The sequence below is a fragment of the Rhizobacter sp. P1_G5 genome, from assembly GCF_056405435.1.
The window spans coordinates 1-14,717 of sequence record NZ_JBFUCB010000087.1; the positions used below are offsets into that span (position 1 = coordinate 1).

The following is a 14,717-nucleotide window of genomic DNA, read 5'->3' on the forward strand; positions in this document are numbered from 1 at the left end:
CCGGTGGCGAGCAGCAGCGCGCCGAACGGCCGCGGCGCGCCACCGGCGAGCCGCAGCCGGCGCGYGGCGACGTCGATCGCGTCGACGCGCGTGTCCAGCAGCAGCTCGATGCGGCGTTCGGCGTACCAGTCGCCGGGCCGCAGCGGCATCCAGTCGGCCTCGGCCGTGCCGGCCAGGAAGTCCTTCGACAGGTTCGGCCGGTCGCAGGGGGGATCGGTGTCGGCACTGAGGATCGCCAGGCGCCCCTCGTAGCCTTCGCGCCGCAGCGTGTCGGCCGCGGCCAGCCCGGCCGCACCGCCGCCGACGATGACCACGTCGTCGAGCGCACCCGGGGATGCCTCGCGGCGCGAACGTGGCGCGGCGACGATGCGCTCGCGGGCGAACACCTGGCCGTCGCGCTGCTCGACGCGCCAGCAGGGCAGGTCGTCCAGCGCCGGCGCGCAGAGCGCCGCGCCGCTGCGGATGTCGAACTGCGCGTGGTGCATCGGGCAGTGCAGCACRTGGCCGTCGAGCAGGCCGTCGGCCAGTGCCGCGTGGTAGTGGGTGCATTGCCCGCCGATCGCGTAGACCGCATCGCCCTGGCGCAGCAGCAGCGCGTCTTCGCCGTCGATCTGCCCGGCCAGCATCGCGCCGTCGGCGATGCGCTCGAGCGGGATGCCGGCCTTCAGGTCGGGCTGCCGGTCGGGCTGAAAAGGTGTGTCGGTCATGGCACGCTCCGGTGGGTTGCGGCAAACATCGTTGCACAAATGGCGGTGACAATGTCGCCGCACCATGAGCGACATCCCGCGGCCCGATCCCGACGTCCTGCTGGCCCAGCTGCGCGACGATGCGCAGCGTGCCACGCGCGGCCGGCTGCGCATCTACTTCGGCTCGTCGGCCGGCGTCGGCAAGACCTGCGCGATGCTGGCGGCCGCGCGCAAGATGCAGTCCGACGGCGTCGACGTGCTGGCCGGGGTCGTCGAGACGCATGGCCGCAGCGAGACCGCGGCGCTGCTCGACGGCCTGCCGGTGCTGCCTGCGAAGACGGTCGACCACCGCGGCCGGCAGCTCGCGGAGTTCGATCTCGACGGCGCACTGGCGCGCCGGCCGGCGCTGGTGCTGGTCGACGAGCTGGCGCATTCGAACCTCGCCGGCTCGCGCCACCCGAAGCGCTGGCAGGACGTCGAGGAGCTGCTGGCCGCCGGCATCGACGTCTACAGCACGCTGAACGTGCAGCACCTGGAGAGCCTGAACGACGTGGTCGGCGGCATCACCGGGATCGTCGTGCACGAGACCCTGCCCGACACCTTCTTCGACCGGGCCGACGAGATCGTGATGGTCGACACGCCGGCCGACGAGCTGATCGAGCGGCTGAAGGCCGGCAAGGTCTACCTGCCGGCGCAGGCCGAGCGCGCCGCGAAGAACTTCTTCCGCAAGGGCAACCTGATGGCGCTGCGCGAGCTGGCGCTGCGCCGCACCGCCGACCGGGTGGAAGACGACGTGCAGGCCTACCGCAGCGACCGCGCGATCGCGCAGGTCTGGAAGACCGAGGGCGCGCTGCTGTGCTGCATCGGCCCGCAGCCGGGCGCCGAGCAGGTGGTGCGCAGCACCGCGCGGCTCGCGCAGCAGCTGGCCGTCAGCTGGCATGCGGTCTATGTCGAGACGCCGGCCCTGCAGCGGCTGCCCGGCGCGCGCCGCGAGGGCATCCTGCAGGCCGTCAAGCTGGCACAGGCGCTGGGCGCGCGCAGCGCGGTGCTGTCGGGCCAGGATGTCGCCGAGGTGCTGGTCGCGCATGCGCGGCAGCACAACCTGTCGAAGCTGGTGATGGGCTCGGGCAACCCGCGCTGGTGGTGGCCGGCGCGCGGCATGGGCCAGGCGGTGGCGCGCCTCGCGCCGGACATCGACCGCATCGAGCTCGGCGCCGCACCGCGCGCCCGGCCGGCGCCCGTGCCGGCAACGCAGCCCGAAGCCGAAGCAAGCATGGTCCCGCCGCTGCGCCGCTACGCGCTGGCCGTGGCCGCCTGCGCCGCGACCGCGCTGGTCACGCACGGGCTGGTGCCGTACTTCGACCTCGCGAACATCGTGATGGTGTTCCTGCTGTCGGTGGTCTGCATCGCGGTCGGGCTGGGCCGCGGCCCGGCGGTGCTGGCGGCGTTCGTCAACGTCGCGGCCTTCGACTACTTCTTCGTCGTGCCGCGGCTGTCGTTCGCGGTGTCCGACGCGCAGTACCTGCTGACCTTCGCGATCATGCTGATCGTCGGTCTGGTGACCGGGCAGCTGACCGCCGGCCTGCGTTTCCAGGTGCGCGTCGCAACGCACCGCGAGGCCCGCTCGCGCGCCCTGTTCGAGGCCGCCCGCGACCTGTCGAACACGCTGACGCGCGAGCACGCGGTCGAGGTGGCGCAAGCCGTCATCGCGCGCGAGTTCCGCGCCGGCGTCGCGGTCTTCGGGCTCGACCTCGACGAGCGGCTGCAATCGCCGCAGCCGTTCGCCGCGGGGCTCGACCTCGGCACCGCGCAATGGGTGCTCGACCACCACCAGCCGGCCGGCCTCGGCACCGACACGCTGCCCGGCAGCGCCTGGCTCTACCTGCCGCTGAAGGCGACGGTGCGTTCGCGCGGCGTGCTGGCGGTGCAGCCGCAGCAGCCGCGCCTGCTGCTGGTGCCGGAGCAGCGCCGCCAGCTGGAGACCTTCGCCGCGCTGGCGGCGATGGCGCTGGAGCGGGTGCACTACATCGAGGTCGCGCAGCACGCGACGGTGCAGATGGAATCCGAGCGGCTGCGCAATTCGCTGCTCGCGGCGCTGTCGCACGACCTGCGCACGCCGCTGGCTGCGCTGGTCGCCACCGCCGAGCTGCTGGCCGCGAGCCAGCCGCCGCTGTCGCCGCGCCAGCGCGAGCTCGCCGCCGGCCTCGGCGACAAGTCGCGCCGCCTGGCCGACATGGTGACCAACCTGCTCGACATGGCGCGCATCCAGAGCGGCGAGATCCGGCTGCGCATCGAGTGGCAGTCGGTCGAGGAGCTGATCGGCGGGGCGGTGGCGGCCTCGCACGACGCGCTCGGCGCGCGGCCGCTCGCGATCCGCATCGAGCCCGGCGTGTCGCTGGTGGAATGCGATGCGGTGCTGATCGAGCGCGTGCTGGTCAACCTGCTGGAGAACGCCGGCAAGTACACGCCGCCCGATGCGCCGGTCGAGATCCTCGCGCGGGCGGAGGGCGGCGAGCTGCTCGTCAGCGTGCGCGACCACGGCCCCGGCGTCGCGCCCGGCCAGGAGGAGCGGATCTTCGAGAAGTTCACCCGCGGCCAGACTGAATCGGCGACGCCGGGCGTCGGCCTCGGGCTGGCGATCTGCCGTGCCATCGTCGAGGCGCACCGCGGGCGCATCCGCGTCGAGCCCGCGCCCGCGCAGCGGCCGGGATCGGGCGCGACCTTCACCTTCAGCCTGCCGCTCGGTACGCCGCCGGCACTCGACCAGGAGACCTGATGTCCACCCCGCTGCCGACCGCCCTGGTGCTCGAGGACGAGCGCGAGATCCGCCAGTTCGTCCGCCTCTCGTTGGAGGGCGAGGGCTGGCAGGTGTTCGAGGCCGGCACCGTGAAGCAGGGGCTGATCGAAGCCGGCACGCGGCGCCCCGACCTGGTGATCGCCGACCTCGGCCTGCCCGACGGCGACGGCGTCGACTTCATCCGCCAGCTGCGCACCTGGTCGGGCGTGCCGGTCATCGTGCTGTCGGCGCGCACGCAGGAGAGCGAAAAGGTGGCGGCGCTCGATGCCGGGGCCGACGACTTCATCACCAAGCCGTTCGGCGTGGCCGAGCTGCTCGCGCGCACGCGTGCCAACCTGCGCCGCATGCGGGCCGGGCGGGCACCGGCCGACGCGGTGTTCCACTTCGGCGATGTCGAGGTCGACCAGGCGGCGCGCCTGGTGCGCCGGCGCGGCGCCGAGGTGCACCTGACGCCGATCGAGTACCGGCTGCTCGGCGTGCTGATCGCCAACGCCGGCCGGGTGCTGACGCACCCGTACCTGCTGCGCGAGGTGTGGGGGCCGGGGCATGCGCAGAGCACGCACTACCTGCGCGTCTACATGGGCAACCTGCGGCAGAAGCTCGAGGCCGACTCGGCGCAGCCGCGCCACATCCTCACCGAGACCGGGGTCGGCTACCGGCTGCTGGTGGAGTGAGCGTGCGCGCCAGGCCGAAGCGCCCTGGGTGACATCCCGCCCTGGGTGACATCCATCACCCAGGCCCCTTCGCAGCCATCGCGCGACACGCTTTTCCGGCGATCGAGCGGGCGTGCCTTGAGAACAATTCACTCTCATCGCAACCCCACGGATCACGCACCATGCATGTCGCCCGTCCCTCCGCCGACCTGTCGGCCCGCTCCCTCCCGAAGCCTGCCGCCACGCCGCCCGCGGGTGCCACCGGTGGATTCGGTTCCAGCCTGAAGCCGGCAGCCACTCCGGCGGCAGATGCTGCCGAGGCTGCACCGGCCGCAGCCGCCTCGGTGCCGCCGAAGCCCGACCTGGCGAGCTCGCTCTCGACGGTGTCGCTCGCCGCCGCCACCACGCCGCGTCAGACCGCCTGAGATGGCGCACGCAGCTTCGATCGGCGCGGGCGCTTCCACGGCGCACGCGGCCCCGGCCGCGTCGTCGGCCCGCGCACCGACGGCACCGGCAGCCGCCGGCGCCAGCACCGGCAGCACCAGCGTCTCGCTCAGCCATGAAGGCCAGGCGCGGGTCGACAACGATGCGGGAGGCTCGCCCGACGCGCTCGACGCCGCGCAGGTGGTCGCCCACCTCGCGCTCGCGGCGCTCGGCGAGCCCGACGGGCTGGTCGGCGACGCGGTGCAGGTGGCGGCTGGCTATGCGGCGCAGGCCGGGCTCGAGCTGGCCGGCCGCATCGACGAGATCGTCTGAGGCCGCGATGCACATCCGCCTTGCCGCGCTGGCGGCTGCCTGCCTGGCCCTGAGCGCCTGTTCGATCCTGAGCCCGGTGCCCACCTGGGAGCTGGTGAAGGCCACCGGCAGCGCCACCTCGCTCGCGATCGGCCGCTCGCCGTCGCATGCGATCAACACCGTCCACTACGGCGATGCGCCGGTAAAGCGGCTGTGCATCGAGTTCAACCGCAACGCGCCRTTGCCCGACCTGGTGCCGGCGCTGCAGGCCGAGTTGCGCGGCATCGGCGTCGCGAGCCGCGTCTACGAGGCCGGTGCCGGTGCGGACGACTGCGAGGTCTGGCTGCGCTACGCGGCGACGGTGGACTGGGAGACGCCGCCGTTCGGCGAAGTGGCCCGGCCCTACCTGAGCGCGGCCTCGATGAGCCTGCAGCGATCGGGTGGCGCGCTGCTCGCGAGCAGCGGCWACAGCGTCGACGACGCCGGCTTCGGCGCCAGCAAGTGGGCCACGACAAGAACCAAGCTCGCACCGGTGGTGCGGGCACWCATCCAAGGATTCGAATGAAACCCCCGAAGTACGCGGTACGTGGTGCGGCAGCGACGTGTGTGCTGGCGCTGGGTGCCTGTGCGAGCCCGCCGCCGAGCCTGGTGCCAGGCCCGGTGAGCGCCGCGCCGCCGCTGGCGCCGATGTTCATCGAGCGCCGCAGCAACGGCGCCATCTACCAGCCGCAGCTCGAATCGACCGCGCTGTTCTCGGGCGAGCGCCGGCCGCAGGCGGTGGGCGACACGATGAAGGTCGACATCTCCGAGAGCCTGAAGGCCTCGCAGAAGCGCGCCACCGACACCAGCCGCGACAACAAGCAGGCGGTCAAGGGACCGGGGAATGGTGCGAAGGACGGCGGGCTGTTCGACAAGATCCTGAACGTCGACGCGAGCGCCGGCAGCAGCGATTCGTTCAAGGGCACCGGCAGCACCGAGGTGGCGACCGAGTTCACCGCCCAGCTGACGGTCTCGGTGATCAACGTGCTGCCCAACGGGCACCTGGTGGTGGCCGGCGAGYGGCGCATCGGCGTCAACGGCGGCGCGAGCGCGCTGCGCTTCTCCGGTGTCGTGAACCCGCAGGACATCCGGCTGGGCAACGTCGTCAACTCGCGCGACGTGGCCAATGCCTCGCTGGAAAGCGCCGGCAGCGGCGATGTGTCGGAAGCGGCCTCGCGCAGCTGGCTGCAGCGGGTGATGGCCAAGACGCTGGCGGTGTGGTGATGCAGCAGCACTGGATCGACGAGGCGGTGGAGCAGGTGTTCCGGCGCGGCCAGGCCATCGTGCGGGTCGGCGGCGAGCTGCACGACTGGATGGCGATCCGCCAGGGCGCGGTCAGCCTGCACATCCGCGTGGCCGCGGGCACCGAGGTGGGCGTGGCGGTGCTGTGGGGCGGCGACGTGATCGGCTGGGGCTCGCCGCTCGGGCAGGAGCGCGCGCTGTATGACGTGACGGCGCTGATCGATGTCGTGGCCGTCAAGGTGCCGGCATCGACGGTGCGGGCGGCACGCGATGCCGGCCGCAGTGGCGATGGCGGGCCGGGCGACGACATCGGCCGGCTGCATTCGGCAACGGCGCTGCGCATGCAGGAGCAACTGGCGCTGCGGCTCGCGGGCGGCGGTTTCCAGCGGCTGGTGAACGTGCTCGCGACCTTCGCGGCGGCGTTCGCGACGACGCAGTCGGGCGCGCGCGGGCCGCACATCGCGCTGCCGGTGTCGCAGGCCTTCATGGGGCAGCTGGCCGGCCTGTCGCGGCGGCAGACCTGGATCTACCTGGGCCAGCTGGCCGACGCGGGCTGGGTGCGCACCGAACGCTCGCAGGTGATGCTGGAGGTGCCGGCGGCCTGGCTGCAGCTGCCGGCCTACGTCGAGCGCGAGGGGCTGGAGTGCATCGCGACGGCCGGCGAGTGCAGCGCCACGCTCGGGCTGCTGTGCCTGGCGGCGGCGTCGGGGCGGCCGGGCGCAGGCGTGGTGTCGACGCGCTGAGCTCGGGTCCTTTCTTGCGTCCTTTCTTGCGTCACTTTGCGGCCTCGATCGCCGCCACCGTGATCGCCCCGTCCACCCGCTCGGCGCGGAACCGCAGCTTGTCGCCCTCGCGCAGGGTGTCCAGCATCTTCGGGTCGGCCAGCCGGCCGAGCATGCCGGCCTCGAAGTGCCCGGGCTGCAGGCAGGCGAAGCGGAACTCGCCGGGCTGCGTGAACTGCCAGACGATCTGGCCGTCGGCGCCCGGCTTCACATGCGCCATGTTCGGGCTGGCATGTTCCATCTCCGGAAACTTCTGCATCAGCGCCGCATGCGCCTGCAGCTCCGCCGGCGTGCCGAGCACCATCTCGTGCAGCTCCATGGTCGGTGCCGCGCTGGGCATCGGGGTCATCGAGCAGAACGCGATGCAGAGGTTGCAGCCGGTGTCGTGGGAGGACGGCGTGGAGGTGGGCTCCGCCTGCGCGTGATGCGAAGCGTGGGAATGTCAAGCGGGGTGGCAAAGGCCTGTCTGGTGCGGCGCTGCTGGCGGGCTCATTGCACGTGATGGCCGCGAACGCAACAAAACGTGTCCGGCATCGAGCACCGCACTGTGGCGCGCAGTTGACAGTTGCCCACCTCTGCGCCACCGAGGCCCGCTTCCGAAAATCGTGACTTCTTGCCGTCGAATTCGCAGATCCGTCAACCGGAGTCGTGACATCGATCACTAGACTTGTACGACAAGTGGAAGCTTCCACACCTACAAGGGAATTCGAATGCACGCATGGAAGAGTCTGCTGGCGCTCGTCGCCAGCGTGGTGGCGCTTGCGCCGGCCCAAGGCCAGATCCGCATCGGCCAGACCGCCGGCTTCACCGGCCCGGTCGCAGCCGGTGTGCGCGACATGACGGCCGGCGCCGCCCTCTACTTCGACACGATCAATGCCCGTGGCGGCATCGACGGCCAGCGCCTCGAGCTGGTGTCGCTCGACGACCAGTTCCAGCCGCCGCTCGCCGCGAAGAACGCGAAGACGCTGGCGGCCGATCCGAAGGTGGTTGCGCTGTTCCTCAGCCGCGGCACGCCGCAGACCCAGGCGATGCTGCCGGTGCTGGAGCAGTCGAAGATCGCGCTGGTCGCGCCGCTCACCGGCGCCGCGGTGCTGCGCAAGCCGGTGCAGCCCTATGTGTTCAACGTGCGCGCGTCGTCGTCGCGCGAGGCCCAGCGTGCGATCGAGCACCTGATGGGGGTGGGTGTGAACCGCATCGCCGTCGTGGTCCCGGAGGACTCGTCGGGGCTCGACGCGATGGCCGGGGCCCGCGCCGGCTTTGAGGCCGGTCACATCACGCCGGTGTTCGCCGGCCAGTTCAACCAGCAGAAGCCCGAGTTCGGACCGACGGTCGAGGCCCTGCAGAAGGCACAGCCGCAGGCGATCCTGTTCGTCGGCTCGGCGCAGGCCGTGGCCGGCGGCACCGCGCAGATCCGCGCGGCGGGCCTGCAGGCGCAGATCGTCACGCTGTCGAACAACGCCTCGAAGGGCTTCATCGACCTGATGAAGTCCAACGCGCACGGCACGATCATCGCGCAGGTGTTTCCGAACGAGCGGGCGATCTCGTCGCCGCTGATCAAGGAGGTGCTGGAGTTCGCGAAGGCGGCGCACGTCGAGGACATCACGCCGGCGCTCGTCGAGGGCTTCGCCGACGCGAAGGTGCTGGTCGAGGCGATCCGCCGCGCCGGCCGCGCGCCGAACCGCAACTCGGTGCTGGCCGCGCTCAACGGCATGTCGGCCTACGACCTCGGCGGCCTGCGCATCAACTACAGCCCGAGCGACCACACCGGGCTCGATTTCGTCGATCTGTCGATCGTCGATGCGAGCGGGCGGCTGCGCCGCTGACGCAGCCGGCTCAGCGTCGCAGGATCATCTCGTTGTCGTACGGGACGAAGCCGAGCGCGCGGTAGATCGGCGCACCGTCACTCGACGCAGCCAGGTTGAACACGCGGATGCCTCGCGCATCGCACGAGTCCATCACCCGGTCGAGCAAGGCGCGGGCAAGGCCCTGGCGGCGATGCGCCGCCTCGGTGAATACGTTGACGATGCGCGCCCGGGTGCCGCCGGGCTCGCCGCGTATCGGCCCCCAATCGAGCAACACGGCGCCGGCCCCGGCGATCGGCTGGCCGGCCAGCTCGGCGACGAAGCCGACGTAGGTGCCGCGCTCGATACGCGGCCCGATCCAGTCGGCATAGGCGTCGATGTCGGATTGCGGCTCGCCACGGTAGTAGCGGTGCGCGGCGATCGTCGGTGCGTCACCGACGCGGGCTTCACGGAGGGTCCAGGGCTCGTCGGATGCCGTCATGGCGTTCTTGGTTTCGGCGGGGCAGGGCGTCCGGCGATTGGACCATGGCACCCCATCAGCGCCCGCGCCCCCTGCATCATTCTTCGTCGACGTCGTCCTGTGCCGCCGGGCGGACGACCTTGATGCGGTCGACCTCGAACGCGACGAGGCCTCCATCTCCTGATCCATCCACCATGCCGAATCCGTACTTCTGGAGGTCGAACCGCTTCACGAGGATGCGCTTGGGCAGCTGGCTGCCGTGGAGCGCTCGGGTGTTGCCGGGGCCGCTGTAGAGCTCGAATCCGAAGGATCCCTGCTCGAACCGCGTGCCGTCCAAGGTCATCCCCTCTCCGATGACACTGATCGTGTCTTCGACATTGCTGTTGGAGTTGTTCGAGATGAAGATCTTGACGGTTTCGGATTCGAAGGTGTGGCCGTTGACGTGCATGCGCATGGACTGGGGAATTCCGTCGTACGTGGCACTGCTGGTTTCGCTGGGCTTCGGGGGGGGATCGATGTAGATGGAATCGGTGTCATAGGCAAACGTTCCAGTCACCTTCGCGCCGGTCAGTGCGAGGGGCAGGCTCTGGGTCACGGTACCGGTGAACTTGAACGTGATGACCTCGGCGTGCGCGGCCGCTGCGAGGGACAGGACCGCCAGTGCGGCGAGTTTTGCTTTCAAAGTCATTGAGACTCCTCCTTGATCGGAGGGCCAGCTTAGGGCCGGTGCCAGGGTTCTGAAACCCTCTCAAGGGGGATGGAGGAAGGCGGGCCCGCCTTGCTCTGCGCTGGTCCCGCCGACAGGAATCGAACCTGTATTTGCCGCTTAGGAGGCGGCCGTTCTATCCATTGAACTACGGCGAGCGAGGCTGCGGATTCTAGCGGCGGGAGTGCGTCACGACGGCTGCCCTTCGTACCGACCGGCGTTGCAGAAGATGCGGCGGCGCTTGCGCGCTGTCGGCGCGGGATGCGGCGGCGGCCGGCGCGCGAGGATCACTCGAAGTCGGATGCCCCACAACGGGCGACCTGCAGCGGTGATCGCAGCGAGCACGAAGAAGGCGAGAAAGCCGTTGATCACCAGTCCGCAGATCCAGTCAAAGGTGTCGAACGGAAGATTCAGAGGTGTCATGTCGGCGGCCATGATGCCTGCATCCGGGTCGTTGCATACTCCGCGCTGGCTTGGCGAATGAGGCGGCCCGACGCGGCGCCGTTGAAGCAATGACGACCCGAACTGCCAGTTGCTCCTGCGGACAGCTCACGGCCATCACGTCGGCCGAGCCCGTTCGCGTCTCCGTGTGCCACTGCCTGGCCTGCCAGCGCAGGACGGGCAGCGTGTTCGCCGCACAGGCGCGATTCCCCGCCGAGTCGGTGGCCCTGGCCGGCGCTTCGAGCACCTTCGACCGGGTCGGCGATGGCGGAAGCCGCGCCACCTTCCACTTCTGCGCCACCTGCGGCGCCACGGTGTACTACACCATCGAGGGGCGCGAAGACAGCATCATCATTCCCGTCGGCGCGTTCGCCGACCCCTCCTTTCCCGGCCCCACGTTCTCGGTGTACGAAGAACGCATGCACCGCTGGGTCGCGATGCCCGCAGACATCGAGCACATGGACTGACCCGCATGTTCGACCACGTCAAATTCGGCGCCAGCGATTACGCGGCCAGCAAGGCGTTCTTCCTCCAGGCGCTCGAACCGCTCGGCGTCGCCCTCGTCTCGGAGGGCACGCCCGCGTACGGTGTCGAGCTGAGCCGCCCGGACGGCACCTGCTCGCTGTGCATCTTCCAGACCGACGAGAAGCCGGCCCATCTTCACCTGGCCTTCACGGCCAAGACGCGCGGGCAGGTCGATGCCTTCCATCGCGCGGCCCTGGCGGCCGGCGGCAAGGACCATGGTGCGCCGGGCCTGCGCCCGCACTACCACGCCACCTACTACGCCGCCTTCGTCATCGGCCCGGACGGGCACAACATCGAAGCGGTGTGCCACGCACCCGAGGCCTGACGTCAACGAACGGGGCTGCCTGACTCGCGCGCGATGGGTGTCAACACGAGCTTGCCCGTCGGCGCCGGCTCGTACACCGCGGTCTTCCCACGGTGGGGGACGACGATCGGGATGTTCCCTTGCATCATGAAGATCGTGCTGGTGCCCGGGTGGTCGACCGAGACGGCCTCCGATGCCGGGGCACTCAGGACGACCATGAAGGCGGCGTCTTCCGGCACCAGCACTGTCCCTTCCATGTGGCCGAACCGGATGATGCCGGGAGGCTCGTACCGCAGGGCCGGCGTCGCCAGTGCCAGCGGCTCATGCTTCCTGCCGAGGAACAGGAACGCCGGCGCCAGGAATTGAAGATCGCGGTAGCCGTTCAGGTCGCTCTCGATGTCGATGGAGCGCACGTTGCTTCCGCTGACGATGAACGGCGCGAAGTAGCTCTTTCGTCCGTCGAACTCGTAGACCGGGGCATAGGCCGGGAACAGGGGAACGTCGACGCCTTTGGCGGGCAGGGGGACGAACTTGAACTCCGACATGGCCGTGCAGCAGCTGCGCTGGCCGGCCAGGTCGGCCGACTGCTCGGCCACGCTGGCGCAGCCGGCCAGCGCGAACGCCGTCACGATGATCGCTGTCAATCTCACGCTTTCCTCCTCGATCGTTGTTGGAATCCGGGCGCATTGTCGCCAACGCGGATGCACTTTGAAACAGTGAAAGTCCGGACTTACCCTCAGGCGCCGCCCCGCCAGGAATGATCAAATCGCCGCGCTGGCTGGAAGCGGTTCCACTTTGCGCAGACGAGTCTTGCAAAGAGACACAGGAAAAGGCCGGCCGGGCTCATAGATTGGGATGCCTTGCCACAGGTGCGGCCTCGCGACGAGGCCGAGGGACGCCTGGGGAAGCCAACAAGAAACCTTCAAGGAGAGAGCAACATGCAGTGGAGTACCCGACAGGCCGTTGCGATGGCCGCGATGCTGGGCGCATTCGCCGCCTCGGCAGACGCGTCAACGCTTCGTGCCGTGGCCAACAACAACTTCGTCAGCGCGACCGCGACGGGAACCTCGTTCCTGAACGCCACCGCGCCGGTCGCCAGCACCTGGGAAGACTTCGAGGTCATCCGCAACGGCAATGGCACCGTCTCGTTCCGCGCGACCATCAGCGGCAACATCGTCTCGGCCGACCAGGGCCTGGGCGCGCCGAACACCAACCGGCTGATCTCGAACCGCCAGGCCATCAACGCCTGGGAGCAGTTCACGCTGGAGACGCAGGCCAACGGCACGGTCGCGATCCGTTCCGCGACGACCGGGCTCTACGTCAGCGCCGACCTGAACCGCGGCGGCCTGCTGGTCGCCGACCGCCCTGCGGTGCAGGCCTGGGAGCAGTTCGTGCTGTCGGACACCACGACGACCCCGCCGCCCACCAACCCGCCGCCGACCRGCACGCCGCCGGACTTCGGACCGAACGTCCACATCTACAACCCGTCGACGCCGAACCTGCAGGGCCAGATCGACGGCATCTACAACGCGCAGCAACCGAACCACTTCGGCCCGCGCCGCGATGCGATCCTGCTGACCCCGGGCACCTACAACAACCTGCGCATTCCGGTGGGCTTCTACACGCAGGTGCTGGGCCTGGGCAGCCACCCGGACCAGGTGCACGTCAACGGTGACCTGCGCTCCAACGCCTTCCTCGGCGGCGACAACGCGACGCAGAACTTCTGGCGCGGTGCCGAGAACTTCTCGGTCACGCCGAGCCAGGGCATCGGCAACAACACGATGCAGTGGGCGGTGTCGCAGGCGATCCCGTTCCGCCGCATGCACGTGCGCGGCAACATCAAGCTGAACCAGAACAACGGCTGGTCGAGCGGCGGCTGGTTCTCTGACGTGCTGGTCGACGGCAACGTCAACTCGGCGTCGCAGCAGCAATGGATCTCGCGCAACAGCCAGTGGGGCAGCTGGAGCGGCTCGAACTGGAACATGGTGTTCGTCGGCGTGCCCAACGCGCCGGCCGGCAACTTCCCGACGGGCGGCCAGCGCTACACCAAGATCGCGCAGACGCCGGTGATCCGCGAGAAGCCGTACCTGTTCATCGATGCCAACGGCAGCTACGCGGTGCGCGTGCCAACGCTTGCCACCAACACCGCCGGCATCACCTGGAGCAACGGCGCCACCACGCCGGGCACCACGCTGCCGATCAGCAGCTTCTTCCTCGCGAAGCCGAGCGACAGCGCGGCCACCATCAATGCGCAGCTGGCGGCGGGCAAGCATATCCTGTTCACGCCCGGCACCTACGTGCTGACGCAGACGCTGCAGGTCAACAACCCGAACACGGTGATCCTGGGCATCGGCTTCGCGACGCTGCGCTCCGACAACGGGCAACCGCTGATCAAGACGGCCGACGTCGATGGCCTCACGATCTCGGGCCTGTTCCTCGATGCGGGCCGTGCCGAATCGGGCGTGCTGATGGAGGTCGGCCCGAGCGGCGCCAGTGCCAGCCACGCGGCCAACCCGATCGCGCTGCATGACCTGTTCTTCCGCATCGGCGGCGCAGCGGCCGGCCGTGTCGGCATCGCGTTGAGCATCAATGCCAACAACACGATCGTCGACCACACCTGGCTGTGGCGCGCCGACCATGGCGACGGCGTCAGCTGGACCGACAACCCGTCCGCCAACGGCCTGTGGGTGAACGGCAACGACGTGACCATCTACGGCCTGTTCGTCGAGCACTTCCAGCAGCACCAGGTGGTGTGGAACGGCAACGGCGGCCGCGTGTACTTCTACCAATCGGAGATCCCGTACGACCCGCCGAGCCAGTCGGCATGGAACAGCCCGACCGGCCGCGGCTGGGCCTCGTACAAGGTGTCGAACAACGTCACCAGCCACGAAGCCTGGGGCCTGGGCATCTACAGCGTGTTCACCAACGGCGGCATCCTGCTCGACCGTGCGATCGAGGTGCCCACCAACAACGGCGTGCGCTTCCACAGCATGATCTCGGTCTGCCTGGGCGGCAATGGCGGCATCGTGCACGTCATCAACAACACCGGGTCGCAGACCGGCTGCAATGCATCGTTCACGCCGACGGTGACCAGCTTCCCGTAACGCGACGTTCCTCCGCGAAACGAACCCCCGGCGCAAGCCGGGGGTTTTTGTTTTTTCGCCTTACGTTTGATGACAGACGGGCAGATCTCCAGAACGCCGCGGTCATCACTGGTCGGTCGTCCTCTTCCAGAATCGCGCCACTTTTCAGATGGCACGCATTCCAACGCAAGGGAGATGACGATGAAGAAGATGAATCGGATGAGGATCGCCGCCGCCGCTGCAGCGATCGTGGGCAGCACGGCTGCCGCACCGGCCTTCGCGGCCGACTGGCCGAGCGGCTACACGTTCTGCGCCAGCGAACGCGCGACGTGTGCCGTGGGATCGAAGGCGCGCCAGGTGTCGTACGGCGCGCAGGGCAAGTGGGTCGTCAAGCCGATGTCGGGCACGATCGCCTGCAGCAACGCGACCTTCGGCGACCCGGTCGTCGGCAAGCGCAAGGCC

17 protein-coding genes, 1 tRNA gene and 1 pseudogene are annotated in these 14,717 nt (G+C 69.7%); 12 read left to right on the plus strand and 7 right to left on the minus strand.

Features of this window, described 5'->3' with window-relative positions; all coding sequences use genetic code 11:
• Window positions 1-707: Rieske 2Fe-2S domain-containing protein (locus AC1D12_RS08985; RefSeq protein WP_477840017.1), on the minus strand; the 707-nt coding region annotated here is incomplete at its 3' end.
• Between the two features lie 64 nt (window positions 708-771).
• Between AC1D12_RS08985 and AC1D12_RS08990 the strand changes: the two genes are divergently transcribed.
• The 7 genes from AC1D12_RS08990 to AC1D12_RS09020 all read left to right on the plus strand — a co-directional run bounded on the left by AC1D12_RS08990 (window position 772) and on the right by AC1D12_RS09020 (window position 6,895).
• Window positions 772-3,462 (plus strand): DUF4118 domain-containing protein, encoded by a 2,691-nt coding sequence (locus AC1D12_RS08990; RefSeq protein ID WP_477840019.1) that lies wholly within the window; start codon window positions 772-774, stop codon window positions 3,460-3,462.
• Window positions 3,462-4,157 (plus strand): two-component system response regulator KdpE, encoded by a 696-nt coding sequence (gene kdpE / locus AC1D12_RS08995; RefSeq protein WP_047503106.1) that lies wholly within the window; start codon window positions 3,462-3,464, stop codon window positions 4,155-4,157. The genes AC1D12_RS08990 and kdpE overlap by 1 nt, the downstream gene beginning before the upstream one ends.
• A gap of 161 nt (window positions 4,158-4,318) precedes the next feature.
• Window positions 4,319-4,561, plus strand: a complete 243-nt coding sequence (locus AC1D12_RS09000; protein WP_465113804.1) for a hypothetical protein — start codon at window positions 4,319-4,321, stop codon at window positions 4,559-4,561.
• 1 nt (window position 4,562) lies between these two features.
• On the plus strand, window positions 4,563-4,892 hold the full coding sequence (locus AC1D12_RS09005; protein WP_047503102.1) for a hypothetical protein: 330 nt from the start codon (window positions 4,563-4,565) through the stop codon (window positions 4,890-4,892).
• Window positions 4,893-4,899: 7 nt separating this feature from the next.
• Window positions 4,900-5,436 (plus strand): cell division protein FtsI, encoded by a 537-nt coding sequence (locus AC1D12_RS09010; protein ID WP_477840020.1) that lies wholly within the window; start codon window positions 4,900-4,902, stop codon window positions 5,434-5,436.
• Window positions 5,433-6,134, plus strand: a complete 702-nt coding sequence (locus tag AC1D12_RS09015) for a flagellar basal body L-ring protein FlgH (protein WP_477840022.1) — start codon at window positions 5,433-5,435, stop codon at window positions 6,132-6,134. Before AC1D12_RS09010 ends, AC1D12_RS09015 begins: the two co-directional genes overlap by 4 nt.
• Window positions 6,134-6,895 (plus strand): Crp/Fnr family transcriptional regulator, encoded by a 762-nt coding sequence (locus AC1D12_RS09020; protein WP_047503095.1) that lies wholly within the window; start codon window positions 6,134-6,136, stop codon window positions 6,893-6,895. Before AC1D12_RS09015 ends, AC1D12_RS09020 begins: the two co-directional genes overlap by 1 nt.
• Window positions 6,896-6,926: 31 nt before the next feature.
• On the opposite strand, the gene AC1D12_RS09025 is transcribed toward AC1D12_RS09020, so the two are convergent.
• The gene (locus tag AC1D12_RS09025) at window positions 6,927-7,283 is read right to left on the minus strand and encodes a hypothetical protein (RefSeq protein WP_477826515.1); all 357 of its coding nucleotides are present in this window, start codon (window positions 7,281-7,283) and stop codon (window positions 6,927-6,929) included.
• Between the two features lie 361 nt (window positions 7,284-7,644).
• Here AC1D12_RS09025 and AC1D12_RS09030 point away from each other — a divergent pair, with 361 nt between their 5' ends.
• Window positions 7,645-8,757, plus strand: a complete 1,113-nt coding sequence (locus AC1D12_RS09030; protein ID WP_465113800.1) for an ABC transporter substrate-binding protein — start codon at window positions 7,645-7,647, stop codon at window positions 8,755-8,757.
• A 10-nt stretch (window positions 8,758-8,767) separates the two neighbouring features.
• Here AC1D12_RS09030 and AC1D12_RS09035 read toward each other — a convergent pair whose 3' ends face one another.
• From AC1D12_RS09035 to AC1D12_RS09050, 4 genes are all read right to left on the minus strand, one after another.
• Window positions 8,768-9,217 carry a GNAT family N-acetyltransferase gene (locus AC1D12_RS09035; RefSeq protein ID WP_477826516.1) on the minus strand — a complete coding sequence of 150 codons (450 nt, stop codon included), beginning with the start codon at window positions 9,215-9,217 and terminating at the stop codon, window positions 8,768-8,770.
• A 76-nt stretch (window positions 9,218-9,293) separates the two neighbouring features.
• Window positions 9,294-9,884: a hypothetical protein gene (locus tag AC1D12_RS09040; protein WP_477826517.1), complete on the minus strand. Its 591-nt coding sequence runs from the start codon at window positions 9,882-9,884 to the stop codon at window positions 9,294-9,296.
• Between the two features lie 101 nt (window positions 9,885-9,985).
• Window positions 9,986-10,060, minus strand: a tRNA-Arg gene (locus AC1D12_RS09045).
• A gap of 31 nt (window positions 10,061-10,091) precedes the next feature.
• Window positions 10,092-10,337, minus strand: coding sequence for a hypothetical protein (locus AC1D12_RS09050; RefSeq protein ID WP_477826518.1), 246 nt, complete (start codon window positions 10,335-10,337; stop codon window positions 10,092-10,094).
• Window positions 10,338-10,414: 77 nt separating this feature from the next.
• Between AC1D12_RS09050 and AC1D12_RS09055 the strand changes: the two genes are divergently transcribed.
• Both AC1D12_RS09055 and AC1D12_RS09060 read left to right on the plus strand, forming a co-directional pair.
• Entirely contained in the window at window positions 10,415-10,810 is a 396-nt protein-coding gene (locus AC1D12_RS09055) for a GFA family protein (RefSeq protein ID WP_477826523.1), read from the plus strand.
• A 5-nt stretch (window positions 10,811-10,815) separates the two neighbouring features.
• Entirely contained in the window at window positions 10,816-11,193 is a 378-nt protein-coding gene (locus AC1D12_RS09060; RefSeq protein ID WP_477826519.1) for a VOC family protein, read from the plus strand.
• Window positions 11,194-11,195: 2 nt separating this feature from the next.
• Here the strand turns inward: AC1D12_RS09060 and AC1D12_RS09065 are convergent, their stop codons facing one another.
• Window positions 11,196-11,822 carry a hypothetical protein gene (locus AC1D12_RS09065; protein ID WP_477826520.1) on the minus strand — a complete coding sequence of 209 codons (627 nt, stop codon included), beginning with the start codon at window positions 11,820-11,822 and terminating at the stop codon, window positions 11,196-11,198.
• Between the two features lie 288 nt (window positions 11,823-12,110).
• Here AC1D12_RS09065 and AC1D12_RS09070 point away from each other — a divergent pair, with 288 nt between their 5' ends.
• The gene (locus AC1D12_RS09070) at window positions 12,111-14,276 is read left to right on the plus strand and encodes a pectate lyase-like domain-containing protein (RefSeq protein WP_477840024.1); all 2,166 of its coding nucleotides are present in this window, start codon (window positions 12,111-12,113) and stop codon (window positions 14,274-14,276) included.
• Between the two features lie 180 nt (window positions 14,277-14,456).
• Window positions 14,457-14,717: pseudogene (locus AC1D12_RS09075) on the plus strand (hypothetical protein); the annotation flags it as partial.